Genomic DNA, 26658 nt, shown 5'->3' with positions numbered 1-26658 from the left:
GCGTCCGTGGCTACCGCATGCAACGGAACCATGATGGAGACCAGCTATCCCCGTTCGGCGGTGCAGCCGGTCACCGTGCAGCCGCACGCCGATGGTCAGATCGCACTGCGCTACAGGGTCTTTCCCGAGAGCAGCCACTACTCCGGCGGCGTCGACTACGAGCGCGCCGGCGACGCGCTGCGGATCGTCATCGCCCGCTGCACGGTCGGTGCGCAATGCGAACCGATGTCCAAGCCGGTGATCCCCCTGGACGACGACTGGCAGGCCGAGGTCCATCTCCCATACGACGGCGGGCGCGTGGTGATCGTGCATGCCGACGGCGAACAGCAGGTCTACCCCTGAACGAAGCGGCGGGAGCGCTCGCATGACCGAGCCCACGCAGGACCGTGTCGTTCCTGGCATCGACACAACGCGCCGGACGACGCCGGCCTGACCGACGGCCACACCCGGCTGACCGTCAGCCGGGTGTGGCGAAACCACCAGCGACGGCCTCTGGTCGAACAGCCATCCACGTTTCGCCAGCAAGGACCCGCATCCGGACAGCGACATCCGCCAGGGCATCGAAGACAGGTTCCAGGCGACCGGCAGCCGCTACTACGAACTCACGCCCGATCAGGTCGCGACACTGGACGCCGCGCTCGGCGAGAAAGTGACCTTGGGCTACACCAATACCTGCGCTTCATGGGCCAGCGACACCGCCCACCGCGTCACCGGCGAGCGGGTCAACGCCTCGGAACTGCTCGGCGTCACCGACACGCCGCGCCAGCTCGGCAAGAGCATCAAGGAGCTGGAAGAACCGCGCGCCACCGCACCGGACAGCCCGCAGACGCAGGGCGAGATCGAACGCGGCGGCTCGTCCTCGCTCAGCGCCGCACCAGACAACGGGCAGCAGGCGCCAGGACAGGTCGAGCGCCTGGCCGCAGCGCAAGATCCCGAGAGGCTGCAGCAGGCGATGCGTGACCTGCAGGGATCCGAGCAGGGCCGTGCATTCGATGCCCAGGTGCAGCAGCGGATGGCCGAGGCCGAACGCCAGGAGCAGGCGGGCCGCACCCAGTCGCACCCCTCGATCGAGCGCGCCTGAGGCCACACCGCCGATCGCCGCGGTCGCCGTGCCTGTTCCGGCGACGGCGCTTACAATGCCGCCGTGTCCCGTGTGAACGACCTCCGATGAGCCGGATCATGCACATGCCTGCCGTGGCGCCAGGTGCGCCGCGCAGGCTGCTCGCGCGTGATGGCGGCAGCCGCGATGACGATCGCCGTGCGGGCAGCACCGCCGCACCGGAGGCTCGAGGCCGGCACGGCCACCGCGGCTGGCTCTTTTCGCTGCTGCTGGCCGCGCTGCTGCTGACCGTGCTGGTACCGGCCAGCGCGACCGAACAGATCCCCGATGCGATCCTGGTCGATGGACAGGAGCGGCCGCTGTACAGCGAGCCGTTCGGCATGCTGCTCGACACGCCCGCGCACTGGAAGCACTTCCGCGAGGCGTCCGGGATCGGCCGGCGTGGCCCATGCACCGCGAACTGGCGTGGCTACCGTGCCTGGTGGTCGCTGCAAGATGACCGCCTTTGGCTGCAGCGCATGGTCTACGGCGCCTGCAATGCCGACGCCCCCGCTGCCGACCTGTCGCTGTACTTCCCCGGGCAATCGGCGCCGGTGGCGGCCGACTGGTACAGCGGCACCCTGGTGGTGCCGCTGGGCGAGCGCGGCGTCGACCGGCACATGGGGTATTCGGCGCAGTATCCGCGCTATCGGCTGGTGGAGATCAGCGCCGGCCGCATCACCGCGCAGCGCGAGATCGATCACGCACAACTCATGGACTGGCGCCGCAGCCAGCGCCGGTCTGACGCCGCACCCTGACGCTTTCACCGCATGCAGCACAGAGGAGACCGCACGCACATGACCCGTACCGCCTTCGTTACCGGCGCCACCTCCGGCTTCGGTGCCGCCGCCGTCCGCCGCTTCGTCGCCGCCGGCTGGCGCGTGGTCGCCACCGGACGCCGCGCCGACCGCCTGCAGGCGCTGGTCACCGAACTCGGCAGCGACAAGGTCCATGCCGCCGCCTTCGACGTGCGCGACACCGTGGCGATGGACGCGGCGCTGTCCGCCCTCCCCGACGGCTTCGCCACGGTCGACGTGCTGGTCAACAACGCCGGCCTCGCGCTGGGCACCTCGCCCGCGCAGCAGGCCAGCCTGCCGGACTGGCGCACGATGATCGACACCAACATCGTGTCGCTGGTGGAGCTGACCCACCGGCTGCTGCCGGGCCTGATCGCGCGCAAGGGCGTGATCATCAACATCAGCTCGGTCGCCGGCGTGTATCCGTATCCGGGCGGCAACGTGTATGGCGGCACCAAGGCCTTCGTCAGCCAGTTCTCGCTCAACCTGCGCACCGACCTGCATGGCACCGGCGTGCGCGTGACCACGATCGAGCCGGGCATGGCCGAGACCGAGTTCACCCTGGTCCGCACCCACGGTAACCAGGCAGCATCGGACACGCTGTACCACGGCGCCAACCCGATGACGGCCGAGGACATCGCCGAGCAGATCTTCCACGTCGCCACGCTGCCGCCGCATCTGAACATCAACCGGCTGGAGATCATGCCGACGACGCAGTCGTTCGCCGGGTTCCAGGTCGCGCGCGAGCAACGCTGAGCACGAGGGCGGCGCACCGGCACCGGAGCGTCGCCACCGCAGGCGGGGGTGGCCGGATGCGGGATCGGCTCAACCGGCCACGCGCAGGTCGGCGACGATGTCGAGCACGCCGTTGATCACGAACTGCACGCCCAGGCAGACCAGCAGGAACCCCATCAGCCGCGAGAACGCCTCCACGCCGCTGTGGCCGAGCACGCGGATGATGGTGCCGGCGCTGCGCAGGCACAGCAGCAGGAGCGCGCTGGCCAGGAAGAAGGTCAGCACCGGCGCGGTCCACATGATCCACGGTGCGAACGGCGGGTCGTCCTGCGTCGCCGCGGCAGTGCTGATGATCAGCGCGATCGTGCCGGGGCCGGCGGTGCTGGGCATCGCCAGCGGAATGAAGGCGATGTCGTCGGTGCGGCGCTGGCGCAGCTCGTTCGAACGGTGCTCGACCTCCGGCGTCTCCTCCAGCTTCTGCTGCGGAAACAGCATGCGGAAGCCGATGAAGGCCACGATCAGGCCACCGGCGATGCGCAGGCCGTCGATCGAGATGCCGAAGGTGTTCATCACCAGCTGGCCGGCATAGAACGCGACCAGCATGATCGCGAACACGTAGCACGACGCACGGAATGCCTGACGGTTGCGTTCGGCCGGATCCATGCCGCGCGACAGCCCCAGCAGCAGCGCCACCGTGGTCACGGATTGGCCAGCGGCAGCAGCATCGCCAGGCCGGTTGCCACCGCCTTGAGCAGCTCGAGCATGCCGCATCCCCTGCAGACAGGCCGGCACCTGCCGGCGCCCCGCATGGTCGCGCAATCCGCGCTGGCCTGCATCCGATCAGATCGCGCGTGCGTCGTGCACGATGACGGCCGCACGCACCGGCAGCCGATGCGAAGGAAACGGAACAGGACGCGGCCGTCGGAGCGACGGCCGCATCCTGCAATGGCCGCTGCCCGCGGCCGCCTGCGTCAGCTCAGCGGTTCGTCCGACAGGTAGGTGTAGCCGGTCAGGCCCGCTTCCAGCGCCTCGGCCAGCAGCAGCGATTCGGCCTCGGGCAGGCGCGCGTCGTGCACGCGCTGGGCGTAGGCGGTGCGCAGGTCGTCCAGGCGGTAGCCGACGTAGTCCAGCATCACGTCGGTGGTGTCGCCGCGGCGCTGCTGGGTGATGACGTAGCCGTCGTCCTCGGCCAGCACCTCGACCGCGTCGGTGTCGCCGAACAGGTTGTGGATGTCGCCGAGGATTTCCTGGTACGCACCGACCAGGAAGAAGCCGATCCGGTAGCTCTCGCCCGGGCGCAGCTCGTGCAGCGGCAGCGACGAATCCAGGCTCTCGTTCTCGACATAGGTATCGACCATGCCGTCGGAGTCGCAGGTCATGTCGGCGATGATGCCGCGACGGTCGGGACGCTCGTCCAGCCGCTCGATCGGCACGATCGGGAACACCTGGTCGATCGCCCACACATCGGGGATGGATTCGAATACGCTGAAGTTGACGAAGTACTTGTCGACCAGACGGTCGTTGAGCTCGTCCAGCACCGGCCGGTGGCTCTTTTCCTCGTGGCTCAGGCGCGCGCGCACGCCATGGGCGATCGCGTAGAACAGGTCGTCGATGCGCGCGCGGTGGGTCAGGTCGATCTGGCCCAGCGCGTACGCGGCCAGGCCTTCGGCGTGGAAGTGCTGGGCCTCGTGGAACAGCTCCACCGCCGGGCGCACGTCCAGTTCGGCGTGGATGTCGCGCAGATGGCGGACCACGGTGGGCTCGTCGTCGTGCTCGTCAGGCACGCGGCCTTCCGGCGCCTGCTCGACCTCGGCCACGTTGGCGATCAGCACCGCATGGTGCGCGGTCATCGCGCGGCCGCACTCGGTGACCACGCGCGGCTGCGCGAGGCCGTGCTGCTCGCAGGCCTCGGCCAACGGCTGCACGATGTTGCTGGCGTAGGCGTGCAGGCCGTAGTTGATCGAGTAGTAGCTGCGCGAGCGCGTGCCTTCGTAGTCGATGCCCAGGCCGCCGCCGACGTCGACATGGCTGATCTTCGCGCCCAGCTTGGACAGCTCGACGAAGTAGCGGGTCGCCTCGCGCATGCCGTTGGCGATGTCGCGCACGTTGGAGATCTGCGAGCCCATGTGGAAGTGCAGCAGGTTCAGCGTGTCGGCGTACTCGGTGTCGCGCAGCGACTTCCACAGGTCCAGCACCTGGCGCGGCGACAGCCCGAACTTGGCTTTGTCGCCACCGCTGTTCTGCCACTTGCCGGCGCCCAGCGAAGCCAGGCGCATGCGCACGCCCAGGCCGGGCTTCACGTCCAGCGCCCTGGATTCCTCCAGCACCAGCTTCAGCTCGGACGGCTTCTCGATGACGATGAAGGTCTGCAGGCCGAGCTTGCGCCCGATCAGCGCCAGGCGGATGTATTCGCGGTCCTTGTAACCGTTGCAGACGATCAGCCCGCCCGGCCGGCTCAGCGCCAGCACCGCCATCAGCTCGGGCTTGCTGCCCGCTTCCAGGCCGAAGCCCTCGCCGTGGTGGCTGGCCAGGGTGCCGGCCACGCCGCGGTGCTGGTTGACCTTGATCGGGTACACGGCGGTGTAGCCGCCCGCGTAGTCCCAGTCCTGCTGGGCCTGGGCGAAGGCGCTCTGCAGCTTGCCCAGGCGCTGGCCGAGGATGTCCGGGAAGCGCACCAGCATCGGCAGCCGCGCGCCATTGGCGCGGGCGGCATCGACCACCTCGGGCAATGCGATCGCCGGACCCGCCTCGCCGGTCGGGCGCACGATGACCCGGCCGGCGCCGTCCACGTCGAAATACCCGTCGGCCCAGTGCCGGATCGAATAGGTCCTGCGGGCCTGGTCGGGGGACCACTCGCTCATTGCGCGGGCTCGGCTGATCAAAAAGGGCGTGCATTCTAACGCCCCCGTCGCCGACGGAAGGTTACGGACGCCGGTGGAACGGCGCGCCGGCGGTGGCGCGGATGCGGCGGACCAGCGCGCGGTCGGCGTCGCTGCCGAGCACGGCGTACGTTCCCGGGCCCTGCAGGCGCGCGGCGAGGTGAGGCAGGACCGTGGCGTCGCTGAACGTCTTCTCTGCACTGCGGGACAGGGCCGACGGTGGTCGCGATGGCCTCGCCGACGCCACCGTTCCCGCGCACCGGCCGAGCGCCCATCCTGCCGACCGCGAGCGCCGGCGTGTCACGGGGCTTCCGGTACAATCCGCGCCCGCGCCGTCCGGCCACTCCCTCTCCAGGGCCACCGCTCCGATTCCCGGGCGCAACCCTCCGAACCAAGGACTCTTCCATGACCCAGGACAACTGGTACATCGAGCATTTCGAGCAGACCGGCTCGGCCATCGGCTACCGCGTCAGCGCCAAGCTGGACGAGGTGCAGTCGCCGTTCCAGAAGATCGAGATCTACCAGACCACCGACTGGGGCAAGCTGATGCTGATCGACGGCGCGGTGATGCTGACCAGCCGCGACAACTTCCTGTACCACGAGATGATCAGCCACCCGGTGCTGTTCACCCATCCGGCGCCGAAGCGCGTGGTCATCATCGGCGGCGGCGACTGCGGCAGCCTGCGCGAGGTGCTCAAGCATCCGGGCGTGGAGAGCGCCACCCAGTGCGACATCGACGAGCAGGTCACGCGGATGGCCGAAAAGCACTTCCCGGAACTGTGCGACGCCAACGGCGACGCGCGCGCCGAGCTGCTGTTCGACGACGGCATCGCCTACATGGCCAACTGCGCGCCGGGCAGCGTCGACGTGGTCATCGTCGATTCCACCGACCCGGTCGGCCCGGCCGAGGGCCTGTTCAACAAGGCCTTCTACGAGAGCTGCTTCCGCGCGCTGAAGGACGACGGCATCCTGGTCCAGCAGTCCGAGTCGCCGCTGGCGCAGCTGGAGCTGATCAAGTCGATGCGCGACGAGATGGGCAAGGCCGGCTTCAGCACCTTCAAGACCCTGCCGTTCCCGCAGCCGTGCTATCCGACCGGCTGGTGGAGCGTGACCCTGGCGCGCAAGGGCCAGGGCTTCGATTTCCGCCAGGCCGATGCCGCCGCCAAGGGCTTCCCGACGAAGTACTACAACGCGCACCTGCACCAGGGCGTGCTGGTCGCGCCGCCGTTCGTGGCCGAAGCGCTCGGCGAAATCTGAACCGCGGCGTACTGAAATTCGGTTTCCGCGGCCATCCAGGATCGCGGAAGCCGTTGAAATCGCTAGTTTTCCGTTAAAAACGGAACAGACCAGCGCCTCCGGTGGCGTCGACCCGGTGCCAGGCAATCCTTAGCCTGTGCACCGTTGTCGCAGTCCGCCCGTCGCCGCAGCCGCCGCGACGGGCACCACCGCCCGAATGAATACGCTTCCGATCTCCACCGTCGGCCTGCTCGCAGGCATCCCCCAGACCAGCCGTGTGCTCAAGCGTGGCGAGCGCCTGCTCGAGCCGGACGTCTACCTGACCTGTATCGACGACCAGCCGGCGGTCTTCAAGGACTACGGCCGGTATCGGCGCACCTGGCTGGCACCGTTCGCGCGGCTGCTGGTGCGGCGCGAAGCCCGCGCCCTGCGCCGGCTGCGCGGCTGGGCGCATGCGCCGATGCTGCTGGGGATCGTCGGTGGCCTGACCCTGGCGATGGAGTTCGTGCCCGGCCAGCTGCTCGGCAGCGAAGGCCAGGTCGACGACGAGACCTTCCGCCGCCTGCGCGGCGCGGTCGCCGGCCTGCATGCGGCCGGCTTCACCCACAACGACCTGCATCCGGCCAACGTGATGGTCGACGGCCAGCGTCTGGTCCTGCTCGACTTCACCGCCGCGCTGCACCTGCCGCGCTGGCTGCGCAACGCACCGGTGCTGCGCGAGCTGCGCCGCAGCGACCTGGCCAACGCGTTGAAGATCGAGCAGCGCCTGACCGGCCGCGCGCCCGGCCAGCTGCGCGCGGCGGCGGTCGCCGATCCGGGCTGGGTCACCGCGATCCGGCTCGGCTGGAAGCGCTTCTACGGTGCGCTGCGCGGGCGTCATTGAGTCGGGGCCCGGCCGCGTCGCACGGCTCTGCGGAAGCAATCCGCTGCGCAGTCGCCTGAAGATGCCCTGCGCATCAAGACCACGCTTCCTACCGCCGTGCGTGTCGCAGACCAGCGACGTCGTCATGCGATGACGCGCACGCTGCACGCGTGGTCACTGGACGGGCACGGCCTGGCGAGGCGCCGCTGACGCGACCAGCGGCTTCTCCGCGGCATGGCCCGCCGAAGCGGCAATCGCTCCGTTCCGAGGCTATGCGGCGCGCTTACAGCGCGTCGCCATCCAGCTCGCCGGTGCGGATCCGCACCACGGTACCCAGGTCGTAGACGAAGACCTTGCCGTCGCCGATCTTGCCGGTACCGGCTGCACGCACGATGGTTTCCACCACCGGCTCGACCTGGTCGTCGGTGACCGCGATCTCCAGCTTGACCTTGGGCAGGAAGTCGACCACGTACTCGGCGCCGCGATAGAGCTCGGTATGGCCCTTCTGCCGGCCGAAGCCCTTGACCTCGGTCACGGTGATGCCGGTGACCCCGTGCTCGGCCAGTGCCTCGCGCACGTCGTCGAGCTTGAACGGCTTGATCACGGCCATGATCATCTTCATCCGGCGGTCTCCTGGTAGTGCTGGCACTGCATGTTGCGGGACGCACAGGATACCGCGCCGCGCTTGCCTCGCCGTGGTCGGTCCTGTTCAATGCGCGGGCCCCATGTCGTCGGACTTTCCCGACACCCGGCCGCGCCGCACGCCGATGCCAGCGCCGACCCGACCGGCGCAGGCTGCACCCCTTGCCGGAGGATTTCCGATGATCGACCTCAACCAGATTGACGACCTCGCCCGCCGCCTCAGCGACCTGCTGCCGCCGGGCCTGCGCGACTCCCGCGACGAACTGCAGGCCAGCTTCCGGCAGGCGCTGCAGTCGGGCCTGTCGCGGCTGGATCTGGTGACCCGCGAGGAGTTCGACGTGCAGCGCGCCGTGCTGCTGCGCACCCGCGAGAAGCTCGACGCGCTGGAGCGCAGCGTGCAGGTGCTCGAGGCGCGTCTCGAGCAGCCAGGCCCCACCCCGCACTGAGCCGGCGCACGTGGGCCTGGCACTGGTCCACAGCCGCGCCCGCGCCGGGGTCGTCGCCCCGGCCGTCCAGGTCGAGGTCCACCTGTCCGGGGGCCTGCCCTCCACCCATATCGTCGGCCTGCCCGAAGCGGCGGTGCGCGAATCGCGCGACCGCGTGCGCGCCGCCATCCTCTGCGCGCAGTTCGAGTATCCGCAGCGGCGGATCACCATCAACCTGGCGCCTGCCGACCTGCCCAAGGACGGCGGCCGCTTCGACCTGCCGATCGCGCTGGGCATCCTGGCCGCCAGCGGCCAGATCGACCGTGATGCGCTGGCCGGCTGCGAGTTCCTCGGCGAACTCGGCCTGACCGGCGAGCTGCGCGCGGTCGACGGCATCCTGCCTGCGGTGCTGGCCGCCACGCGCGACGGCCGCCGGCTGGTGGTCCCGGCCGCCAGCGGCAACGAGGCCGCCCTGGTCCGCGATGCCGACACCTACGTCGCGCGCACGCTGCTGGAAACCTGCGCCGGGCTCGGCGGCCAGACCGTCCTGCCCCGGGCCGAGGCGGATGCCGACGCCGGCCCGCTGCCACTGCCCGACATGGCCGATGTGCGTGGTCAGGCCCAGGCCAGGCGCGCCCTGGAGATCGCAGCAGCCGGTGGCCATCATCTGCTGCTCAGCGGCCCACCGGGCTGTGGCAAGACGCTGCTGGCCTCGCGCCTGCCCGGCCTGCTGCCCGATGCCAGCGAGGCCGAAGCGCTGGAAACCGCCGCGGTGCTGTCCATCAGCGGGCGCGGACTGGAACCGGCACGCTGGAAGCAGCGGCCATGGCGTGCCCCGCATCATGGCGCCAGTGCCGTGGCGCTGGCGGGCGGCGGCAGCCCTCCACGACCCGGCGAGATTTCCCTCGCCCATAACGGCGTCCTGTTTCTCGACGAGCTTCCCGAATGGGACCGCCGCTCGCTGGAGACGCTGCGCGAGCCGCTGGAATCGGGCTGCGTCACCATCGCCCGGGCCGGGCGCAGCGCGGAGTTTCCGGCACGCTTCCAGCTGGTCGCGGCGATGAATCCCTGCCCGTGCGGCTGGGCAGGCGATCCGTCGGCGCGCTGCCGCTGCACGCCCGATGCGATCCGCCGCTATCTCGCCCGCATCTCCGGCCCGCTGATGGACCGCATCGATCTGCACCTGCAGGTTGCCCGGTTGCCACCCACCGCGCTGCGCGCCGACGCGCCGCGCGGCGAGGCCAGCGGTCCGATCCGGGCCCGCGTGGCCGCTGCACGCGAACGTCAGCAGGCGCGCAGCGGACGACTGAACGCGCGCCTCGACGCGGCCGCACTCGGCGAGGGCTGCCGCCTCACCGACGCCGACCAGGCCCTGCTGGAACACGCCAGCGAACGCCTGCGGCTGACCGCCCGCAGCATGCACCGCGTGCTGCGGGTTGCCCGCACCATCGCCGACCTCGCCGGCGCCGACAGCATCGCCACCGCGCACCTGACCGAAGCGCTCGGCTATCGCGCGCAGGACGCCGTGCAGGGCTGATCCGCGCGCAGGGTCGCGCAGATGCCCAAGCGCCTCGTCGGGTGCCGTCGCCTCGCCATGTCTGCGTCGGGTTCATCGCCACGGGCGATCCGACGACCGTTGCCGCACCGACCAGCCGGTGCTCGCCAGCGAGGTCCCTGCCAGTGATGGCCGGGGGCCGCAGCACCATGATGCTCGTGTGGGTCGACGTGCCTCTTCGCTCCACCGTGGACCAGCGCCCGCTCGGTGGAGGAACGACAACGGAACGCCCTGTCCACACGTCTCCCCGTCATCGCCGACGTGTCGAGTGCGCCTCTGCGTCGCATTCGCGGCTGGCCACTCCCCTCACCATCACTGCCTCGCCAATGCAGCTGAACCGCCGAAGCCGATCACGGGCGGCACGGCCATCGACGCAGACGGCGTGTCGAACAGGCGGGCAAGATCCCAGTCCAGACGATCACCATGATGCAGCGCCCGTGCATGCGCCGATCAAGATCACAGGCGATGCAAGACACCAACGCGGCAAGCTGGCAGCGAGACGGCTTCGGCAGAAGTGGCCTCGCCGCGACCGCGAGTCCTGCAATCAAACGCTGCGACAACGATGCACAGGCTGCCGCCTACAGGGATACGCACGGGTTCTCCGCATCCCTCCACCACGCGAACCTGAGCACTCGCCGCATCGGCGCCGATCCGGCATGCCCGACACCGGACCTGCACGCTGAACCAGGCAGGCATCCCCGCCCGGCCAGCGTGCGCGCACCCGCCGCCATCCCCCATCAGTCACGTCCCGCTTTAACGGCTTTCGAACGATTGCCGGCGAGCTTTCCCGGTAGCGTGGGCCACCTGCCATTCCGGCATCGAAGGAGCGACCCCATGCACCGCCCACTGCTGCTCGCCACCAGCCTCGCGCTTGCCCTGTCCGCCTGTGGCGGCGGCAAGGACGACGCCGGCACCACCACCGCGGCCACGCCCGCACCACCGAAGGAGGTCGAGCTGATTCCGCGCGATGCGCTGTTCGGCAACCCCGAACGCGCCGGCGTGCAGATCAGCCCGGATGGCAGACACCTGAGCTGGATCGCGCCGGTCGACGGGGTGATGAACGTCTGGGTCGCACCGGTCGACGATCCGTCCGCCGGCCGCGCGGTCACCGACGACAAGGCGCGCGGCATCCGCAACTACTTCTGGTCCTACCGCACCGACACGCTGCTGTATCTGCGCGACACCGGCGGCGACGAGGACTTCCACCTGTTCTCGGTGGACCTGGCCAGCGGCCAGAGCCGCGATCTGACCCCGTTCCCGAAGACCACCGCGATGGTCAGCGGCGTCAGCCACCAGCATCCGGACACGATCCTGGTCGGCATGAACGACCGCGACCCGAAGTGGCACGACCTGTACACCGTCGACCTGGCCAGCGGTCAGCGCACCCTGGTCGAGAAGAACACCCACGAGATCGGCGGCTACATCACCGACGGCGACTACACGCTGCGCTATGCCAGCCGCTCGCGTCCCGATGGCGGCATGGACATCCTCAAGCGCGCCGGCAACGGCTGGGAAAAGTCGGACGACATCCCGTTCGAGGACGTGATGACCACCAGCACCCTGGGCCTGACCCAGGACGGCGCCACGCTGTACCTGGCCGATTCGCGCAACCGCGACACCTCGGCCGTCTACGCGATCGACACCGCCAGCGGCGAACGCCGCCTGCTGGCCGAGGACGCACGCGCCGACATCGGCGGCGGCCTGTCCGACCCGCGCACCGGCCAGCTGCAGGCGGTGTCGGTGAACTACCTGCGCGAGGAATGGAAGCCGCTGGGCGACAGCATCAGCGCCGACCTGAAGACGCTGGAGGCGATCGGCCCAGGCGAAGTCGGGATCAACGCACGCACCCTGGACGACCGCACCTGGATCGTCACCTACTCGGCCGCCGAATCGCCGGTGGTCTATTACCGCTACGACCGCGCCGAAGGAGCGGAGGGCAAACTGACCCGGCTGTTCTCCGGCCGCCCGGCGCTGGACGGCAAGCCGCTGGTGCCGATGTGGCCGCAGGAGATCAAGTCGCGCGACGGCCTCACCCTGGTCAGCTACCTCACCCTGCCCGCGGGCGCCGATGCCGACAACGACGGCAAGGCCGACGCACCGGTGCCGCTGGTGCTGCTGGTCCACGGCGGCCCGTGGGCGCGCGACGCCTACGGCTTCCGCAGCAACAACCAGTGGCTGGCCAACCGCGGCTACGCGGTGCTGTCGGTCAACTTCCGCGGCTCCACCGGCTTCGGCAAGGCGTTCACCAACGCCGGCGACGGCGAGTGGGCGGCGAAAATGCACGACGACCTGATCGACGCCGTGCAGTGGGCGGTCGGCGAAGGCATCACCACCCAGGACAAGGTCGCGATCATGGGCGGCAGCTACGGCGGCTACGCCACGCTGGTCGGCCTGACCTTCACCCCGGACACCTTCGCCTGCGGCGTCGACATCGTCGGCCCGTCCAACCTCAACACGCTGCTGGCCACCGTGCCGCCGTACTGGGCCAGCTTCTTCGAACAGCTGGCGCGGCGCATGGGCGACCCGCGCACCGAGGAAGGCAAGGCCTGGCTGACCGAACGTTCGCCGCTGAGCCGCGTCGACGCGATCAGCAAGCCGCTGCTGATCGGCCAGGGCGCCAACGACCCGCGCGTGAAACAGGACGAGAGCGACCAGATCGTCAACGCGATGACCGCCAAGAACATCCCGGTCACCTACGTGCTGTTCCCCGACGAAGGCCACGGCTTCCACCGCCCGGAAAACAGCAAGGCGTTCAACGCCGTGGCCGAAGGCTTCCTCGGCGAATGCCTGGGCGGCCGCGTCGAACCGATCGGCAGCGAACTGACCGGCTCCAGCATCACCGTGCCGACCGGCGCCGACAAGGTGCCCGGCCTGGCCGAGGCGCTGCAGTCGCATACGCAGGATGTGAGGAAGTAAGCCGCGCCCCGGAGTGCTGGCGATCACCGGCACTCCGGACGTGACGCAATCCCGCTCCAGTACTGCATCCGCCACGCCACCAGCCACGTGGCAACGCAACGAGTAAGAGCGGCCAGCGAATCAGACGCTCACCCCGCCGCTGGCGCCGATGCCGCTGCACGCCAGGTCCTGCACTGCGGATCGAATTCGGCAGTCTCCATCGTGTCGGCGCGCCAGCCGAATCCGGAAACAGCCATGACCCCTTCGGTCATCGGATCGAGACCGAACGCCTGCTCGATGTCGATCTCGTTGACCGCACACGTCACGAACGCACCAAGGCCCAGTTCGGTGGCACTCAGATAAAGCGTCTGCGACAGATGACCAGCGTCCATCGTGATCGCCCGATAGGCCTTCGCATGCTTGCGGTACTTCCAGAAACAACGCTCGAAGCGGGCCGCCATGACCACGATCACGGGCGCATCCGCGAACCAGTACTGGCCGGCCACGACCAGCCGCGCCAGGTCGGCCAGCGCCATCGCTGGCGGATCCAACGGCTCAAGCGCGTGCTCCAGTGGATGGTAGTGATACAGCCCAGGCGCCGTGCCCTCGACCCGCTGCACGATCACATAGGCCTCGGTCGGATGCAGCCCACCACCCGACGGACTGCCCTTCTTCAGGAACACGGTGTCTCCATCCATCTGCCAGGAGGCCTGCGCCGCGAAAACGCGATGCATCATCGCCGCGAACATCTCACCCGATACCATCCGCTCAGGGTCGAAGTTGCGGCACGTCGTCCGCCGCTGCAGCAGGACGTCGAACGCGCCGTCCGTCGCAGGCAACGGCAGTGCGTGACGCTGCTCCGCGGTACAGCGCTCGCGCACAGCCGGAGGCGGCGCCCCCAGCTTGCTTCTCAAGCCCTCGGCATTCGACAGGCCGGCCGCCTCCGTTGCGGCAGCAGCATCCTGACCACGCCAGCGCGCTGCGCGGTGAACCATCGCGGCAGGTCCCCACCAGTGTCCCGCACGGACTTTCGCATCCGCCTCGACGAAGACATACGCGCTTCCGCTGTCCGCCAGCACCAGCCCGTGCTCCAACAACCGGGCGAGTACGCCGTCGGGCCAGTCTGCCAGCGCATCGACGGCAACCCAACGTTCCGGCGACAGGGTTCCCAGATGGATGCGCATGTCGTCATCCAGCACCACGGGTGCATCAAGGTGTGGCGCATGCGCGACCCACTCCAGACGATGGCGGGCGCCCGCCCCACCGCTGAACAACCCAGCGAGATCGAACTCGACGACTTCCCTGGGCTCGAGAAAGAGCTGGACGCAACGACGCACCTTCACGTGATGTCTCCCCCTTGAAAACAGTGAGCGTCAGTATGAGGATGCCAGACCGCACAGTCCCGTGCGGCCAACACGACAGGGGAATGAAAGATGACCGGTAGCACGGCAGGAACACCGATGGATCCGTCCGTCGCCGATACACTGCTGCACAAGCTCTCGAACGACGACGAGTTCCGTACGTTGTTCGCCAGCGATCCGCGTGCCGCACTGGCTGACATTGGCCACGATGCGGATGCGCAGGACCCGCTGCTGTGCGCGCAGACTACGGTGCTGGCTCCAAAGGAGGAGATTGCAGCTGCGCGTGATGCGCTCCATGCACATCTGACCGATCACTGTGCGATGGCAATGACTGTAATCTTCAACTTCGAGGCCGGAAAGATCGAATCATCGCTCGGCGGCGAATGAGAACGCCCAGCATGCGCCCATGAGTAATGGGCGCATGCATTACTGAAAAGCCACAGCTCGCTCTTCACCCGAAATAGCCGTACTGTCAGCCACATTCAGAGGCTGTAGAAGCTGTCCCACCGCGACCTCAGCCCAAGCCTGCCCACGATGCGAGGTTAACCACTCAACCTGCTCGTCAAGCATCGCCGAATCGCCATTGGCTCTTGCCAATCTCACCATCAGAACACGGGCTTGCACCAACTCTGATCCATCCAACTCAGGCCGGAGAAGAGCAACCGCCTCATCGTTCTTTCCTTCAAGGTGCATCTGGTTCGCTCGAACCAGCACTGAGATCTTGCTCACCAAGCGATTCTGCATGCGCTCGGCCTCTGGCTCTAGCCACTGCAGCCCGGTAGAAGATAGTGCTAGATGCCCGTCACGTTGGGCCACGTACAGCAAGGTAGCGTAGCGGAAAACCTCTTCATAGCGGGCCGGCATATCAACATCATTCAAGGCCAAGCGGAACTCCTTCTCGAGCGTTACCACCTCCGCCTCAGACAAGGGATCTCCGATTGCGGAGCGCACCAAGGCATGAGTCAAGCGAAAGTGGCGACTGAAAGGATCAGGCATCGTGAGCGCTCTATCACGAACCCGTTCGGAGATGCGGGCCGCTGCAATGTGATCGGATTCCGCAAGTGCTGCAGACACAAGTGCGCGCTGTGCGAGCATCCACATTACCGGTGCAGGGTCGGACTTGACCTGGCTTAAGATCGCCTTGGCATCATCAGTACGTCCAAGAAGCCAGAGTGCTTCTGCGCGCGCCCCCGAAGACGAGGCGCGACCTGCAGCATCTGCCTGATCGAGCAGTCGAATTGCCTCCTCGGCACGACCTTGTGCAATGTGGACGCGCGCAGCATGCACGAGTGAGTACGCCCGCTTCGGCGCCCAAGCCGTTGAAGCAGACAGCGCATGCTGCATGGACTCGTCAAATCGGTTCTCCATTAGGAGATACCAAGACGCATTGGAGTGCGCACCAAAGTGGTCGGGATACATTCTGGCCATCGTCAACCAGCGTGAAAGCGAGTTCCCATCCGGGGAAACTTCTTTCTCCCAAGCGTCTATGCTCAGCTGGTCGCGTGGACTCAGGTTCTCCCGAAGGCGCACTGCATCGACCACATGGTTTCGCGCGACCTGATGATTACTTGAAGCCCAAGCAAGTGTTGCGAGACCGAGGTGAGCTCTTGCAAACACGGGATCAATCCGAATAGCCGTTTCATAGAGGTCTTGGGCCTCACGAAACCGCCCCTGGACCACTGCGGACTCAGCGAGGGCATAAGCGCGAAGCGCATCCAGATCAGCTGTCGTAGCCTGAGGGAGCGGCGCCGAAGTAGCGCTGATCGCAGCTAGGGCCTCACCAAGCCTTCCGCGGAGGGCGCCGGCGACGTTATCGATAGAAGCAAGGACCGATTCCAATCCTTTCCCGCTGGCATGTTCTGAGTACACGGTAGTCTGCGTAGCAGGGTCGACGACCTCGACTGAAAAGCGCACACGGCTGTCGACTTCTGAAACGGTGGGTAGAACTACTGCTCTCGCGCCTTCCTTGATTGCAATCTGCGAGGCAACCGCGCGATCTATAGCTGTTTGAGCTGGATCCAACCTCATCTGGACCAACGCATCTTGGACCTTGAGATCACTCAGCACATTGACGTAGCGCGACTGCTCCAAGCTGATCCGGAACGCCTGCTCCAGCGAATCATCCAACACGGTCTGCCCGGTCAAATTGCGCAGATCCCCCACCACTACCCAGTCGCGCTCGTTGAACGCCAGCGCTGGCTCAACGCGCGTCGCCAGCCAGATGCCCGCGCCGAGCACCGCGACCGCGGCCACTTCGGCGACCAGGGCGATCGGGCGACGCCACAGCGGCACGTCGCGCCAGGCCTTGGCATCGCTGCGCGGGGTGCGCAGCGGGGCGAGCCCGGCTTCGCCGACCTCATGGATCTCGAACGGGGTCGGCACGCCCTTGAAGCGCCAGCGACCGTAGGAGCGCCATTTCAGCGTGTCGGCGCGCTCGCCCAGTTCGCGCACGGCGCGGCGCACCAGCGGTTCGGCCACCGCCGACAGCAGGATCTGGCCGGGAAGCGCCAGCTGCATCAGACGTGCGGCGAAGGGCTTGGCCAGGCCTTCGACCTCGACCTGCTTGGCGCCGACGTCCACGGCCTCGTCGCTGTTGCGCCAGATCAGCACTTCGCCGACATGCAGGCCGGCACGCGCGCGCAGCTGGCCGGCATCGTGCGCCTTGCCCAGGTCCTCCAGTCCGCGCCGGTAGTCCAGCGCGAAGCCGAGGCCATCGATCGGGCGTTCGAACAGCAGCAGCAGGCCGTCGGAACGGTCGATCAGGCGCCCGCGCCAGCGCTGCTGCAGTTCCAGCACCAGGCGGTCGTGGTCGCGGAACAGCGCGGCGGCCGCGGTGTCGCCCAGGCGCTCGACCAGGGCGGTCGAATCGCACAGGTCGGTCAGCAGCAGCGTGCGCAGCTGGGGGGCGTCGTGGGTGTGATCCGGAGCGGCGGCATCCATCCGGTGGGTTCCTGGGTCAGAACGGCGTAGGCGTGGTGTCGACCCAGAACGCGCGGTTGCCGCCGAGGCGCTTGGCCTCGTACAGGGCCGCGTCGGCCCGGGCATACCACTCGTTCCAGTCGCGGTTGGGGTCGATCAGACAGGCGCCGACGCTGACCGGGCAGATCGTCGGGCGCACCTGCTGCATCGCCAGCAGGTTGCGGGTGCTGGCGACGATGAAGTCGGCGAAGCGCATCACATCCTCGCGGCTGTCGGCCTCGACCAGCAGGCAGAACTCGTCGCCGCCCAGGCGGCACGCGAGATCGCCACTGGCGCTGACCGAGCGCAGGATGTTGGCGATGTTCTGCAGCACGCGGTCGCCGACCAGATGGCCGTGATCGTCGTTGACCTGCTTGAAGCGGTCGCAGTCGACCAGCAGCAACCCGAGGCCGCGCCCGCGTGCGGCATTGCGCACTTCCTGCAGGTGCAGGGTCAGGCCGCGCCGGTTGTACAGGCCGGTCAGCTCGTCGGTACGGATCAACTCTTCGGTCTGGCTGAGCTGGTGGGTGGTGGCGTAGAGGTTGTCGAGCGCGGCTTCCAGGTCCTGGTTGCGGCGGCGCAGCTGGCGGATCAGCGCCTGCTCGTTCAGGACCACGCGCGCGATCGCGCGGCGCAGGAACTGGGCGACCAGCGCCGGGTCGCGGTCGACCAGGGCCTGGAACTCGGTGGCGCCCAGTTCCAGCAGCAGCCCGTCGCCCTGGGCGATGGCGTCGGCGGTGCGTGTGTGCTCGCCGATCAGCAGGCCCAGTTCGCCGAAGAATTCATGTGGGCCGAGCAGCTTGAGCGCCAGGTCGCTGCCGAAGTCCAGCTCCACCTGGCCGCTGGCGACCACATACAGATGCTCGCCGGGATCGCCGCGGCGGAAGATGCGCTCGCCGGCCGCGACGGGCCTGGCCCGGGCCACGGCCTGGAACAGGATGAACTCGTCGGCAGCGAGCACGGCGCTGCCTCCCGGGTGGGCTGTCGCCATCCTTTCCGTGTCCGGCCTTGCGGCCGGGACCGTGGCTGTCCCGCTCGCCATTCGCGCGACTCCCTCGCCCGCCCCCCCGGGTTGATCGGCGAGCATACCATCGCCTTGACGACACGTTCGCGACCGGCAGCTCCATTCCGTGAAGCGGCCGGCCGTATGGATCGCCTACGCCGCGCGGGTCTGCTGGAACTGCTCTTCCTCGGTCGAGCCGGTCAGCGCGGTGGTCGAGGACTGACCCTGCTGGATCGCCTGGGTCACCGCATCGAAGTAGCCGGTGCCGACCTCGCGCTGGTGCTTGACCGCGGTGAAGCCGCGATCGGCGGCGGCGAACTCGGCTTCCTGCAGCTCGACGAACGCGCTCATCTGGCGGCGGGCATAGCCGTGGGCCAGGTTGAACATCGAGTAGTTCAGCGCGTGGAAGCCGGCCAGGGTGATGAACTGGAACCTGTAGCCGTAGCCGGCGATTTCCTTCTGGAACTTCGCGATGGTGGCGTCGTCCAGGTGCTTCTTCCAGTTGAAGCTGGGCGAGCAGTTGTAGGCCAGCAGCTTGCCCGGGTACTTCGCGTGGATGGCCTCGGCGAACTTCCGCGCGAACTCCAGATCCGGCTTGCCGGTCTCGCACCAGACCAGGTCGGCGTAGGGCGCGTAGGCCAGGCCGCGGCTGATCGCCTGGTCCAGGCCGTTGCGGGTGCGGTAGAAGCCCTCCGGCGTGCGCTCGCCGGTCGCGAACGGCTGGTCGGTGGCGTCGATGTCGCTGGTCAGCAGGTCGGCGGCCTCGGCGTCGGTCCGGGCGACCAGCAGCGTCGGCACGCCCAGCACGTCGGCGGCCAGACGCGCGGCGTTGAGCTTCTCGATGGCCTCGCGGGTCGGCACCAGCACCTTGCCGCCCATGTGGCCGCACTTCTTGACCGAGGCCAGCTGGTCCTCGAAGTGCACGCCTGCGGCGCCGGCCTCGATCATCGCCTTCATCAGCTCGAACGCGTTCAGCACGCCACCGAAGCCGGCCTCGGCATCGGCGACGATCGGCTGCAGGAAATCGATCTCGTCCTTGCCTTCGGCGTGGTGCAGCTGGTCGGCGCGCAGCAGGGTGTTGTTGATGCGCCTGACCACCGCCGGCACCGAGTCGGCCGGGTACAGCGACTGGTCCGGATACATCTGGCCGGCCAGGTTGGCATCGGCCGCCACCTGCCAGCCGGACAGGTAGATCGCATTCAGGCCGGCCTTGACCTGCTGCATCGCCTGGTTGCCGGTCAGCGCGCCGAGCGCGTTGACGAAGTCCTTTTCATGCAGGTACTTCCACAGCTTCTCCGCGCCCAGCCGTGCCAGCGAATGCTCGACGTGGACGGTGCCGCGCAGGCGCACGACGTCTTCGGCAGTGTAGTTGCGGGTGATGCCGGCCCAGCGCGGGTCGGTGTCCCATTCGTGCTGGATCTGCTCGGCGGTCTTCAGCGTGCTCATGGTGGTTCTCCGTTTTGGCGTGGAACGTGGGCGTGGGACCTGGAGGTGGGTCGGGGTGGTGTGGTCGTGCTGGATCGGGGTGCGATGGCGTATCGGTCGATACGTTTCCCGTGGGAGCGCGCTGGAGCGCGACCGCCATGTCGGGTGAATCGCTGACGCGTGGCACCTCGACACGGGTGCGTGGGACGGTGCGATGCCGGTCGCGGGCGAGCCCGCGCCTGGAAGGTCTGCGTTGATGGAGTGGCCGTCGCAGGCAGACCCGGTCCGACGACGCCGTGGCTCAGTCGATCCGTGCGTAGGCCGGCAGGGTCAGGAAGTCGACCAGCTGGCAGGCGCGGGTCAGCTGGTCGAGTAGGGCGATGGCCTCGTCGATGCGGGCACCGCCAGGCAGCGCGCTGCGGTCGCCCAGCCGCGCCGGCAGCGCGCGCAGCGTGGCCTCGAACAGGGCGACGTCGATCAGGGTGCCGTCGCTCAGGCGCACGCCCTGGCCGCGGGTGTCCTGGCCACGCGGCTCGGCATGGTGCAGCCACTGCCAGATCTGCGCGCGCGCGATCTCCGCGGTGGCCGCATCCTCCATCAGCCAGTGGATCGGCACGCAGCCGTTGCCATCGAGCCAGGCGGCCATGTAGCGCACGCAGACCTCGATGTTGCCCTCGAACCCGGCGCGCGTGATCGTGCCTTCGCTGGGCCGGATCAGGTCGTCGCGGCCCACCTGCACGTCCTCACGCAGCACGTGCTGCTGGTTCGGCGTGGGCATGTGCGCGTCGAACACCTCGCGGGCGATCGGGATCAGTGCCGGATGCGCGACCCAGGTGCCGTCGTGGCCGGCGCTCACCTCGCGCAGCTTGTCGGCGCGCACGCGGGCCATCGCCTGTTCGTTGGCGGCGGCGTCGCCGGCGATCGGGATCTGCGCGGCCATGCCGCCCATCGCATGCGCGCCGCGGCGGTGGCAGGTCTGGATCAGCAGTTCCGAGTACGCCTTCAGGAACGGCTGGGTCATCGTCACCTGGCCACGCTCGGGCAGCACCTTGTCGCCGTGCGCGCGGAAGGTCTTCAGGTAGGAAAAGATGTAGTCCCAGCGGCCGCAGTTCAGGCCGACGACGCGGTCGCGCAGCGCATGCAGGATCTCGTGCATCTCGAACACCGCCGGCAGCGTCTCGATCAGCACGGTCACCTTCATCTGCCCGTGCGGCAGGCCCAGCATGGCCTCGGCATGCGACAGCGCGGCCTCCCACAACGCCGCCTCTTCCATGCTCTGCAGCTTGGGCAGGTAGAAGTACGGGCCACGGTCGTTGGCCATCAGCGTGCGCGCGTTGTGCCAGGCGAACACGGCCATGTCGAACAGGCCACCGGCGATCGGCTCGCCGTCCACGCGCACGTGCTTCTCGTCCAGGTGCCAGCCGCGCGGGCGCACGATCAGCACCGCACGGTCCTCGGCCGGCCCCAGCCGGTATTCCTTGCCGTTCGGCGCGGTGTGGGTCAGGGTGCCGGCCACGGCTTCAGCCAGTGCGCGCTGGCCGGCCAGCACGTTGCGCCACGTCGGCGCGGTGGAGTCCTCGAAGTCGGCCATGTAGCAGTTGGCACCCGAGTTCAGCGCGTTGATCACCATCTTCGGGTCGGTCGGCCCGGTGATCTCCACCCGGCGGTCCTGCAGCGCGGCCGGAATCGGCGCCACCCGCCAGTCGCCGCCGCGGATCGCCGCGGTGTCGGTACGGAAGTCGGGCAGGCCGCCGGCATCGAAGAAGGCCTGGCGCTCGCGCCGCGCGGCCAGGCGGGCGCGGCGTCCGGGCTCGATCGCCCTGTGCAGCGACACCAGCAGGCCCAGCAGCGGCGCCGGAAGCACCTGTTCCTGGCCGGCGACACGCTCGGTCAGCGACAGCCCGGCGGCGGGACGGGACGCGGGGCGTGCGGGACTTGGAACGATGGCGGCGGCGGTGGCGGACATGTCGGTCTCCTGACGACGGGTCGGGCCACCACCCTCCGCCCGGGGCGATTATTTGACAAAGCAGTTTTCCCAATGCATTAGATAAGTACGCCTTATACGGACGTGACGATGCCGCGAAATCCCGCCGCAAGTCCCCGTTTTTCCTACAAGTCCGACCGGCTCAAACCGTTGCGCGCGTTCTGCCAGACGGTCCGCCTGGGCTCGGTGTCGCGTGCGGCCGAGGCGCTGTTCGTCAGCCAGCCGGCCATCACCCAGCAGTTGCAGGCGCTGGAACGGGAGCTGGGCGTGCCGCTGCTGGAGCGCAACGGCCGGCGCCTGGCGCCGACCCGCGAGGGCGAGCTGCTGTACGAGATGGCGCTGCCGCTGGTCGAGCAGCTGGACGGCCTGGACGCCGCCTTCCGCGACAAGGTGGCCGGGCTGGACGCCGGCGAGCTGAAGATCGCGGCCAACAGCTCGACCATCCTGTACCTGCTGCCGACGATCGTGGAGGCCTTCCGCGCCCGGCATCCGGACGTGCGCCTGACCCTGCACAACGCGATCAGCGCCGACGGCACCGACCAGCTGCGCGAGGACGCGGTGGAGCTGGTGGTCGGCTCGCTGCTCGACGTGCCGGCCGACCTGAGCTACGAACCGGTCTACCGCTTCGAGCAGATGCTGATCGCCCCGCCGGGCCATCCGCTCGCCGGCAAGGCGAAGCTGGCGCTGGAAGACCTGTCGCCGCATCCGCTGATCCTGCCGCCGAAGCGGCAGATCACCTGGCGGCTGGTCGACCTGGTGCTGCAGCAGGCGCGCGTGCCCTACAGCGTCGCGCTGGAAGTCAGCGGCTGGGAGGTGATCAAGCAGTACGTGGCGATGGGGATGGGCGTGTCGATCGTGCCGGCGATCTGCCTCAACGACGGCGACCGCGGCCGGCTGGTGTCGCGCTCGCTGGCGGCGTGGTTCCCGGCGCGCAGCTACGGCATCGTGGTGCGCAAGGGCCGGATCCTGTCGCCGCAGGCGCGCGCCTTCGTCGACCTGATCCGGCCCGACCTGCTGAGCCCGCGCGAGTACGACCAGAGCGGGCATTCGGAACGCTGAAGCACGCATGCAGGCTGTTGCCGTTCCACACGCCGGCATCGTCGCGGGCGGCGGATGGCGCCCGACCGACGCGGACACCAGCGCACGGCCGTGGTCCGCCACGTTTGCGGCGGACCGGGACCGGCGGCTTCAGAACCGCCCGACGCCCTTGGCGCCTGCGCCGACCGGTGCGGCGGCCACCGCCCGTGCCATCGCCTTCGAACGCTCGCGGATGCGCCGCGTCGCGTAGGTCAGGCTGGCGGCCAGGATGAAGGTGTAGCCGAGCAGCTCGGTGGTTTCCTCGACCGCGTTCTTGAAGATGCGGATGTAGCCCTCGCCCAGCAGCCCCTGCCACAGCGCGCCCATGCCGAACAGGCGCGAGTAGAACAGCAGCATCACCACGCCGATGGTCATCAGCGTGCCCGGGCGCGAGGACAGGAAGCGGACCAGGCCGGCCAGCGTCGCGCGCCGGTCGCGCAGCGCATAGACCAGCGCACTGCCGGCGACCACGGCGACCAGCAGCGACCACAGGCCCTCGAACAGCAGGTCCCAGACCGCATCCATCTCGCGGATCAGCATGGTCGCGAAGAATGCCGCGGCCAGCACCGCGAAGCGGCGGTCGTCCACGCGCTGGCGCGCCAGGCGGACGAAGGCCAGCACGCTGGCGAACAGGAAGCCGAGCTGGGTCAGTTCGACCAGCGACCACTCGCCGACGTTGTCTTCCAGCCAGTGGATGTCCAGGTACAGCAGCACCACCGGCAGGGTCACCATCACGGCGAACAGGACGGTGTTCCTCAGATGACCGAGGAGATAGTTGAGATCGTTCTTCATGGCGTGGTCCAGAAAGTCCGCCGCTGCGGGCGGCGCGGGTGGCGGTCGTCACGTGGACCGCGTCGGCTTCCGCGTATGGCGGAACCAGGTCGCACATTTTGAACCGTTTGGTTCACTATTAAAAGTTCGTTATTGGAATGCTGCACGGCCGTCTGCCGGCTTGCGTGGCCTGCGAAGCGCTGCGCGCGATGTGACGGCGCACCCGCGAGCAGCGCATTCCGGGGTGGCAGGACGACGCCGGAATCGGCGCGGTCGCACACGCGGATTCCCTCCGGCACGGCGGTACCGCCGGACCGGCATCAACGTGGGGGACAGGGCGCGGACGCGCCGTCATGGCAGGCCTTCTCGGTGACGTGGAGGCCGGATGGTGTCTCCCGCGTCGTCAGAAGTTCGTCAGCTGGTTCGGCCGCAATGCATGGTCCGCGGGCCCTGGATGGAAGCGGCCGCGCGTGCGGTCGTCGCGGTCAGGATGTCTCTGCGTCCCGCCACGCGGGCATCGCGCAGCCGGCGGGCGCACGGCCCAGGCGCCCTGCGGCGGCGACCGGTCACGATCACCGCGCCATTCCCCGGGTGGTGGCGCCGGCAGCCCGCTCGCGCGGCGAGCGGGCGCACAGCGTGCGGCATTCGATGTGATGGTCCGCGCGGAAGGCACGGACCCGAACGGATCAGTCCTGCGACCAGACCGCCAGTTCGTAGCCGTCCGGGTCGGCGAACTGGAAGCGGCGTCCGCCCGGGAATTCGAACACCGGTTTGGTGATGCGGCCACCGGCGCGCGATACCGCGGCCTGGCTTTCGGCCAGGTCGTCCGAATACAGGATCACCAGCGCGCCGCCGGGCTGGGGCTGGCCATGGAAGAAGCCGCCGGTCAGGCGGCCGTCGCGGAACTCGCAGTAGTCCGGGCCATAGTCCTGGAAGGTCCAGCCGAAAGCTTCGCCGTAGAAGCGGCGCGATTCGGCGATCGAGGACACGGCGTACTCGAGATAGTCGATGCGGTGATGGGCGTCGGGACGGGACATGCGCACTGGCTCCTGCTGTGGAAGGTCCCGCATTGTCGCTTCGGAGCGGCAGGCCGGCTTGCAGAAATCGGACAGCGACGCGCGGCGCCCGGGCACCTGCATTCCGGTGCGTGGCAGGCCGCTCAGGCCGCGTCGTCGGGCCGGGGGCGCGATGGCGGGCGGGCGATGCGCCACGGCGCCATCGTCGCGAACACGCCATCGCGGCGGATCCAGGCGTGGTACAGCGCGGCGGCCAGGTGCAGCAGCACCAGCGCCAGCAGCGCGCGCGCCAGCCAGGCGTGGGCCAGCCGCAGCCCGCTGTAGACGGCCGGGTCGTGCGGCGCGATCGGGGGCAGCGCCACCGCGCCCCACAGCGTCACCGGATTGCCGGCCGCCGACACCATCGCCCAGCCGATCAGCGGCATCGCCAGCATCGACGCATACAGCAGCCAGTGCGAGGCATGCGCGGCGGCGCGCTGCCAGGCGGGCAGGTCGGAGGGCAATGGCGGCACGCGCCTGCGCAGGCGATGCAGCAGCCGCAGCGCCGCCAGCACCAGCAGCGCGATACCCAGCGGCCGGTGCAGCGCCAGCAGCGCGGGCCGCAGCGTCATCGAGGCGACCATCGCCACGCCGACGAACAGCATCGCCACGATCAGCACCGCCATCGACCAGTGCAGCGCCCGCGCCAGCGGGTCGTGGCCCGTCGCCGGCCTCATCGCGGCGCCTCCGCAGCGGGCGGCGCGCCGCGCGCCAGTTCGCGCTCGCGCCGGTCGAAGGACTGCGCGTACACGGCCGCGCGCGCGGCCAGGATCGGGTCATCCGACAGGGCCACGCCCGGCGGCACCACGGTCGGATCGAAGTTGAGGTCGCGGCAGGTGCCGGTGGCCTGGTCCTCGGCGCGCTCCAGCACCATCGTGCCGACCACACGCTGCTCGCGATCGTCCGGCCACGGCGTGCTCGGGTCGTCGGGATCGTCGCCGGGCGCGGCCAGCGTGACCACCATGTCCCAGCGCTGCGGCCCCTGCGCGAGCCGGCTGCGCAGCTCGTCCTGCAGGTGGTCGGGCCCGGCCGCGGCGCGCTGGTCGGGCGTCATCTCCACGAACGGGGCCTGCGGCCGCATCGACCAGCGCACCATCCGCGCCTGGCCGTCGGCGGCGATGAAGCGGTAGGCGTGGATGCCGTTGTAGGCCGTGCTGGCGAAGCTGTCCGACCACGGCGCTCCGCGCGCCCAGGCGGCGAAGCGCTGCGCCTCCGGATGGGCGGCGGTGAACGCGGCCACGCGCTGCGGATCGGGCTTGCCGGTGGCCGGATCGGGCGCCGACGCGCGGGTCTGGGCCAGGAAGGTCTCGACCGAGGCCGCGCCTAAGAACGGGAAGCTGTTCATCGCCATCCGCCACTGCGCGCCGTCGCTGCCTTCCAGCACCAGCGCCATGCTGCGCACGCGCGCCTGCGCGTCCAGGCCGTAGGGCGAGCCGCCACCGATCGACATGCGGCCCAGCAGCGGCGTGGAGGCATCGGCGAACACCCGTGCCCGGCTGAGCGCGGCGCCATCGGCTGTCGGGGTGAAGTGGCCGCTGACGCACAGGCCCTTGGCGTGGGCGCGGCGGAAGCCCGGCGCCGCCTGCGCGGCGCTGGCCTCGATCGCGTCGGTCATGCGCGCCGGGGTGAGCCGCTGCGGCGTCAGCCAGCCGGCGGCCCAGGCGAACGCGACGGCGATCGACGCCACGATCGCGGTGATCGCGGCATACGCCCCGAGGCGGGAGCGGGCGGACGGCGGGGACATGCGGACAGCCTGGTCGGGACTGCCGGCGAGTGTAGGCCCGACGGGCGCGCGGACCGGGTGAAGGTCGCGGGAGGCCGGACGCGTCGCGGCCGGTCGTGGCGGATCATGCCGCGGGCTGGACGCTGCCGGCCCGCGACAGGGAGGAGCGGCCGGCG

At 69.1% G+C, this 26658-nt stretch carries 23 protein-coding genes; 11 read left to right on the top strand and 12 right to left on the bottom strand.

Going from position 1 to position 26658, the window contains the following annotated elements; all coding sequences use genetic code 11:
- Window positions 1–33 precede the first annotated feature (33 nt).
- From IB242_RS14340 to IB242_RS14325, 4 genes are all read left to right on the top strand, one after another.
- Window positions 34–342, top strand: a complete 309-nt coding sequence (locus IB242_RS14340) for a hypothetical protein (protein ID WP_192280740.1) — start codon at window positions 34–36, stop codon at window positions 340–342.
- Window positions 343–655: 313 nt separating this feature from the next.
- Window positions 656–1081 (top strand): hypothetical protein, encoded by a 426-nt coding sequence (locus tag IB242_RS14335; protein WP_192280737.1) that lies wholly within the window; start codon window positions 656–658, stop codon window positions 1079–1081.
- Between the two features lie 98 nt (window positions 1082–1179).
- Window positions 1180–1857 (top strand): hypothetical protein, encoded by a 678-nt coding sequence (locus IB242_RS14330; protein WP_192280734.1) that lies wholly within the window; start codon window positions 1180–1182, stop codon window positions 1855–1857.
- 39 nt (window positions 1858–1896) lie between these two features.
- The gene (locus IB242_RS14325) at window positions 1897–2652 is read left to right on the top strand and encodes an SDR family NAD(P)-dependent oxidoreductase (RefSeq protein WP_192280731.1); all 756 of its coding nucleotides are present in this window, start codon (window positions 1897–1899) and stop codon (window positions 2650–2652) included.
- Between the two features lie 69 nt (window positions 2653–2721).
- Here IB242_RS14325 and IB242_RS14320 read toward each other — a convergent pair whose 3' ends face one another.
- Together IB242_RS14320 and speA are read right to left on the bottom strand one after the other, a co-directional pair.
- Complete coding sequence (locus IB242_RS14320; RefSeq protein WP_343237152.1) at window positions 2722–3333, bottom strand: MarC family NAAT transporter; 612 nt, start codon at window positions 3331–3333, stop codon at window positions 2722–2724.
- A gap of 269 nt (window positions 3334–3602) precedes the next feature.
- Window positions 3603–5492 carry an arginine decarboxylase gene (gene speA / locus IB242_RS14315; protein ID WP_192280728.1) on the bottom strand — a complete coding sequence of 630 codons (1890 nt, stop codon included), beginning with the start codon at window positions 5490–5492 and terminating at the stop codon, window positions 3603–3605.
- A gap of 423 nt (window positions 5493–5915) precedes the next feature.
- On the opposite strand from speA, the gene speE reads away from it, so the two are divergent.
- Together speE and IB242_RS14305 are read left to right on the top strand one after the other, a co-directional pair.
- A complete protein-coding gene (gene speE / locus IB242_RS14310) occupies window positions 5916–6767 on the top strand; it encodes a polyamine aminopropyltransferase (protein WP_192280725.1) in 852 nt (283 codons plus the stop codon).
- Window positions 6768–6963: 196 nt separating this feature from the next.
- Window positions 6964–7629 carry a phosphotransferase gene (locus IB242_RS14305; RefSeq protein ID WP_192280722.1) on the top strand — a complete coding sequence of 222 codons (666 nt, stop codon included), beginning with the start codon at window positions 6964–6966 and terminating at the stop codon, window positions 7627–7629.
- 262 nt (window positions 7630–7891) lie between these two features.
- Here IB242_RS14305 and IB242_RS14300 read toward each other — a convergent pair whose 3' ends face one another.
- The gene (locus tag IB242_RS14300; protein ID WP_192280719.1) at window positions 7892–8230 is read right to left on the bottom strand and encodes a P-II family nitrogen regulator; all 339 of its coding nucleotides are present in this window, start codon (window positions 8228–8230) and stop codon (window positions 7892–7894) included.
- A 199-nt stretch (window positions 8231–8429) separates the two neighbouring features.
- Here IB242_RS14300 and IB242_RS14295 point away from each other — a divergent pair, with 199 nt between their 5' ends.
- The 3 genes from IB242_RS14295 to IB242_RS14285 all read left to right on the top strand — a co-directional run bounded on the left by IB242_RS14295 (window position 8430) and on the right by IB242_RS14285 (window position 13146).
- Window positions 8430–8696 carry an accessory factor UbiK family protein gene (locus IB242_RS14295; protein WP_192280716.1) on the top strand — a complete coding sequence of 89 codons (267 nt, stop codon included), beginning with the start codon at window positions 8430–8432 and terminating at the stop codon, window positions 8694–8696.
- A gap of 10 nt (window positions 8697–8706) precedes the next feature.
- Window positions 8707–10212, top strand: a complete 1506-nt coding sequence (locus tag IB242_RS14290) for a YifB family Mg chelatase-like AAA ATPase (RefSeq protein ID WP_192280713.1) — start codon at window positions 8707–8709, stop codon at window positions 10210–10212.
- 852 nt (window positions 10213–11064) lie between these two features.
- The gene (locus tag IB242_RS14285) at window positions 11065–13146 is read left to right on the top strand and encodes a S9 family peptidase (RefSeq protein WP_192280710.1); all 2082 of its coding nucleotides are present in this window, start codon (window positions 11065–11067) and stop codon (window positions 13144–13146) included.
- Window positions 13147–13274: 128 nt separating this feature from the next.
- On the opposite strand, the gene IB242_RS14280 is transcribed toward IB242_RS14285, so the two are convergent.
- A complete protein-coding gene (locus IB242_RS14280) occupies window positions 13275–14468 on the bottom strand; it encodes a putative peptide maturation dehydrogenase (RefSeq protein ID WP_192280707.1) in 1194 nt (397 codons plus the stop codon).
- 117 nt (window positions 14469–14585) lie between these two features.
- On the opposite strand from IB242_RS14280, the gene IB242_RS14275 reads away from it, so the two are divergent.
- A complete protein-coding gene (locus IB242_RS14275; RefSeq protein WP_255523467.1) occupies window positions 14586–14873 on the top strand; it encodes an NHLP-related RiPP peptide in 288 nt (95 codons plus the stop codon).
- A gap of 39 nt (window positions 14874–14912) precedes the next feature.
- Here IB242_RS14275 and IB242_RS14270 read toward each other — a convergent pair whose 3' ends face one another.
- The 4 genes from IB242_RS14270 to aceB all read right to left on the bottom strand — a co-directional run bounded on the left by IB242_RS14270 (window position 14913) and on the right by aceB (window position 21838).
- A complete protein-coding gene (locus IB242_RS14270; protein ID WP_192280702.1) occupies window positions 14913–17426 on the bottom strand; it encodes a putative peptide modification system cyclase in 2514 nt (837 codons plus the stop codon).
- 16 nt (window positions 17427–17442) lie between these two features.
- The gene (locus IB242_RS14265; RefSeq protein ID WP_192280699.1) at window positions 17443–18435 is read right to left on the bottom strand and encodes a GGDEF domain-containing protein; all 993 of its coding nucleotides are present in this window, start codon (window positions 18433–18435) and stop codon (window positions 17443–17445) included.
- 165 nt (window positions 18436–18600) lie between these two features.
- Complete coding sequence (aceA, locus tag IB242_RS14260) at window positions 18601–19893, bottom strand: isocitrate lyase (RefSeq protein ID WP_192280696.1); 1293 nt, start codon at window positions 19891–19893, stop codon at window positions 18601–18603.
- Window positions 19894–20173: 280 nt separating this feature from the next.
- Complete coding sequence (gene aceB / locus IB242_RS14255; RefSeq protein ID WP_192280693.1) at window positions 20174–21838, bottom strand: malate synthase A; 1665 nt, start codon at window positions 21836–21838, stop codon at window positions 20174–20176.
- Between the two features lie 108 nt (window positions 21839–21946).
- Between aceB and IB242_RS14250 the strand changes: the two genes are divergently transcribed.
- Window positions 21947–22915 carry a LysR family transcriptional regulator gene (locus IB242_RS14250; protein WP_192280690.1) on the top strand — a complete coding sequence of 323 codons (969 nt, stop codon included), beginning with the start codon at window positions 21947–21949 and terminating at the stop codon, window positions 22913–22915.
- Window positions 22916–23044: 129 nt separating this feature from the next.
- On the opposite strand, the gene IB242_RS14245 is transcribed toward IB242_RS14250, so the two are convergent.
- From IB242_RS14245 to IB242_RS14230, 4 genes are all read right to left on the bottom strand, one after another.
- Entirely contained in the window at window positions 23045–23725 is a 681-nt protein-coding gene (locus IB242_RS14245) for a hypothetical protein (RefSeq protein ID WP_225540671.1), read from the bottom strand.
- Between the two features lie 665 nt (window positions 23726–24390).
- Window positions 24391–24741 carry a VOC family protein gene (locus IB242_RS14240; RefSeq protein WP_192280688.1) on the bottom strand — a complete coding sequence of 117 codons (351 nt, stop codon included), beginning with the start codon at window positions 24739–24741 and terminating at the stop codon, window positions 24391–24393.
- A gap of 122 nt (window positions 24742–24863) precedes the next feature.
- A complete protein-coding gene (locus IB242_RS14235) occupies window positions 24864–25436 on the bottom strand; it encodes a cytochrome b/b6 domain-containing protein (protein WP_192280685.1) in 573 nt (190 codons plus the stop codon).
- The gene (locus tag IB242_RS14230) at window positions 25433–26503 is read right to left on the bottom strand and encodes a catalase family peroxidase (RefSeq protein ID WP_192280681.1); all 1071 of its coding nucleotides are present in this window, start codon (window positions 26501–26503) and stop codon (window positions 25433–25435) included. Before IB242_RS14230 ends, IB242_RS14235 begins: the two co-directional genes overlap by 4 nt.
- Between the last annotated feature and the right edge of the window lie 155 nt (window positions 26504–26658).

Origin of the sequence: Xanthomonas sp. XNM01, from assembly GCF_014851915.1 — a bacterium.
GTDB lineage: Bacteria > Pseudomonadota > Gammaproteobacteria > Xanthomonadales > Xanthomonadaceae > Pseudoxanthomonas.
The sequence above is the reverse complement of the archived record's forward strand: the minus strand, read 5'-3'. Positions and strand labels throughout refer to the sequence as shown.

Coding starts and splice junctions, on each gene's coding strand:
- IB242_RS14340 (WP_192280740.1), top strand. CDS start 34: ATGGAGACCAGCTATCCCCGTTCGGCGGTGCAGCCGGTCACCGTGCAG.
- IB242_RS14330 (WP_192280734.1), top strand. CDS start 1,180: ATGCACATGCCTGCCGTGGCGCCAGGTGCGCCGCGCAGGCTGCTCGCG.
- IB242_RS14325 (WP_192280731.1), top strand. CDS start 1,897: ATGACCCGTACCGCCTTCGTTACCGGCGCCACCTCCGGCTTCGGTGCC.
- speA (WP_192280728.1), bottom strand. CDS start 5,492: ATGAGCGAGTGGTCCCCCGACCAGGCCCGCAGGACCTATTCGATCCGG.
- speE (WP_192280725.1), top strand. CDS start 5,916: ATGACCCAGGACAACTGGTACATCGAGCATTTCGAGCAGACCGGCTCG.
- IB242_RS14305 (WP_192280722.1), top strand. CDS start 6,964: ATGAATACGCTTCCGATCTCCACCGTCGGCCTGCTCGCAGGCATCCCC.
- IB242_RS14300 (WP_192280719.1), bottom strand. CDS start 8,230: ATGAAGATGATCATGGCCGTGATCAAGCCGTTCAAGCTCGACGACGTG.
- IB242_RS14295 (WP_192280716.1), top strand. CDS start 8,430: ATGATCGACCTCAACCAGATTGACGACCTCGCCCGCCGCCTCAGCGAC.
- IB242_RS14285 (WP_192280710.1), top strand. CDS start 11,065: ATGCACCGCCCACTGCTGCTCGCCACCAGCCTCGCGCTTGCCCTGTCC.
- IB242_RS14275 (WP_255523467.1), top strand. CDS start 14,586: ATGGATCCGTCCGTCGCCGATACACTGCTGCACAAGCTCTCGAACGAC.
- IB242_RS14270 (WP_192280702.1), bottom strand. CDS start 17,426: ATGGATGCCGCCGCTCCGGATCACACCCACGACGCCCCCCAGCTGCGC.
- IB242_RS14265 (WP_192280699.1), bottom strand. CDS start 18,435: ATGGCGACAGCCCACCCGGGAGGCAGCGCCGTGCTCGCTGCCGACGAG.
- aceA (WP_192280696.1), bottom strand. CDS start 19,893: ATGAGCACGCTGAAGACCGCCGAGCAGATCCAGCACGAATGGGACACC.
- aceB (WP_192280693.1), bottom strand. CDS start 21,838: ATGTCCGCCACCGCCGCCGCCATCGTTCCAAGTCCCGCACGCCCCGCG.
- IB242_RS14250 (WP_192280690.1), top strand. CDS start 21,947: ATGCCGCGAAATCCCGCCGCAAGTCCCCGTTTTTCCTACAAGTCCGAC.
- IB242_RS14245 (WP_225540671.1), bottom strand. CDS start 23,725: ATGAAGAACGATCTCAACTATCTCCTCGGTCATCTGAGGAACACCGTC.
- IB242_RS14240 (WP_192280688.1), bottom strand. CDS start 24,741: ATGTCCCGTCCCGACGCCCATCACCGCATCGACTATCTCGAGTACGCC.
- IB242_RS14235 (WP_192280685.1), bottom strand. CDS start 25,436: ATGAGGCCGGCGACGGGCCACGACCCGCTGGCGCGGGCGCTGCACTGG.
- IB242_RS14230 (WP_192280681.1), bottom strand. CDS start 26,503: ATGTCCCCGCCGTCCGCCCGCTCCCGCCTCGGGGCGTATGCCGCGATC.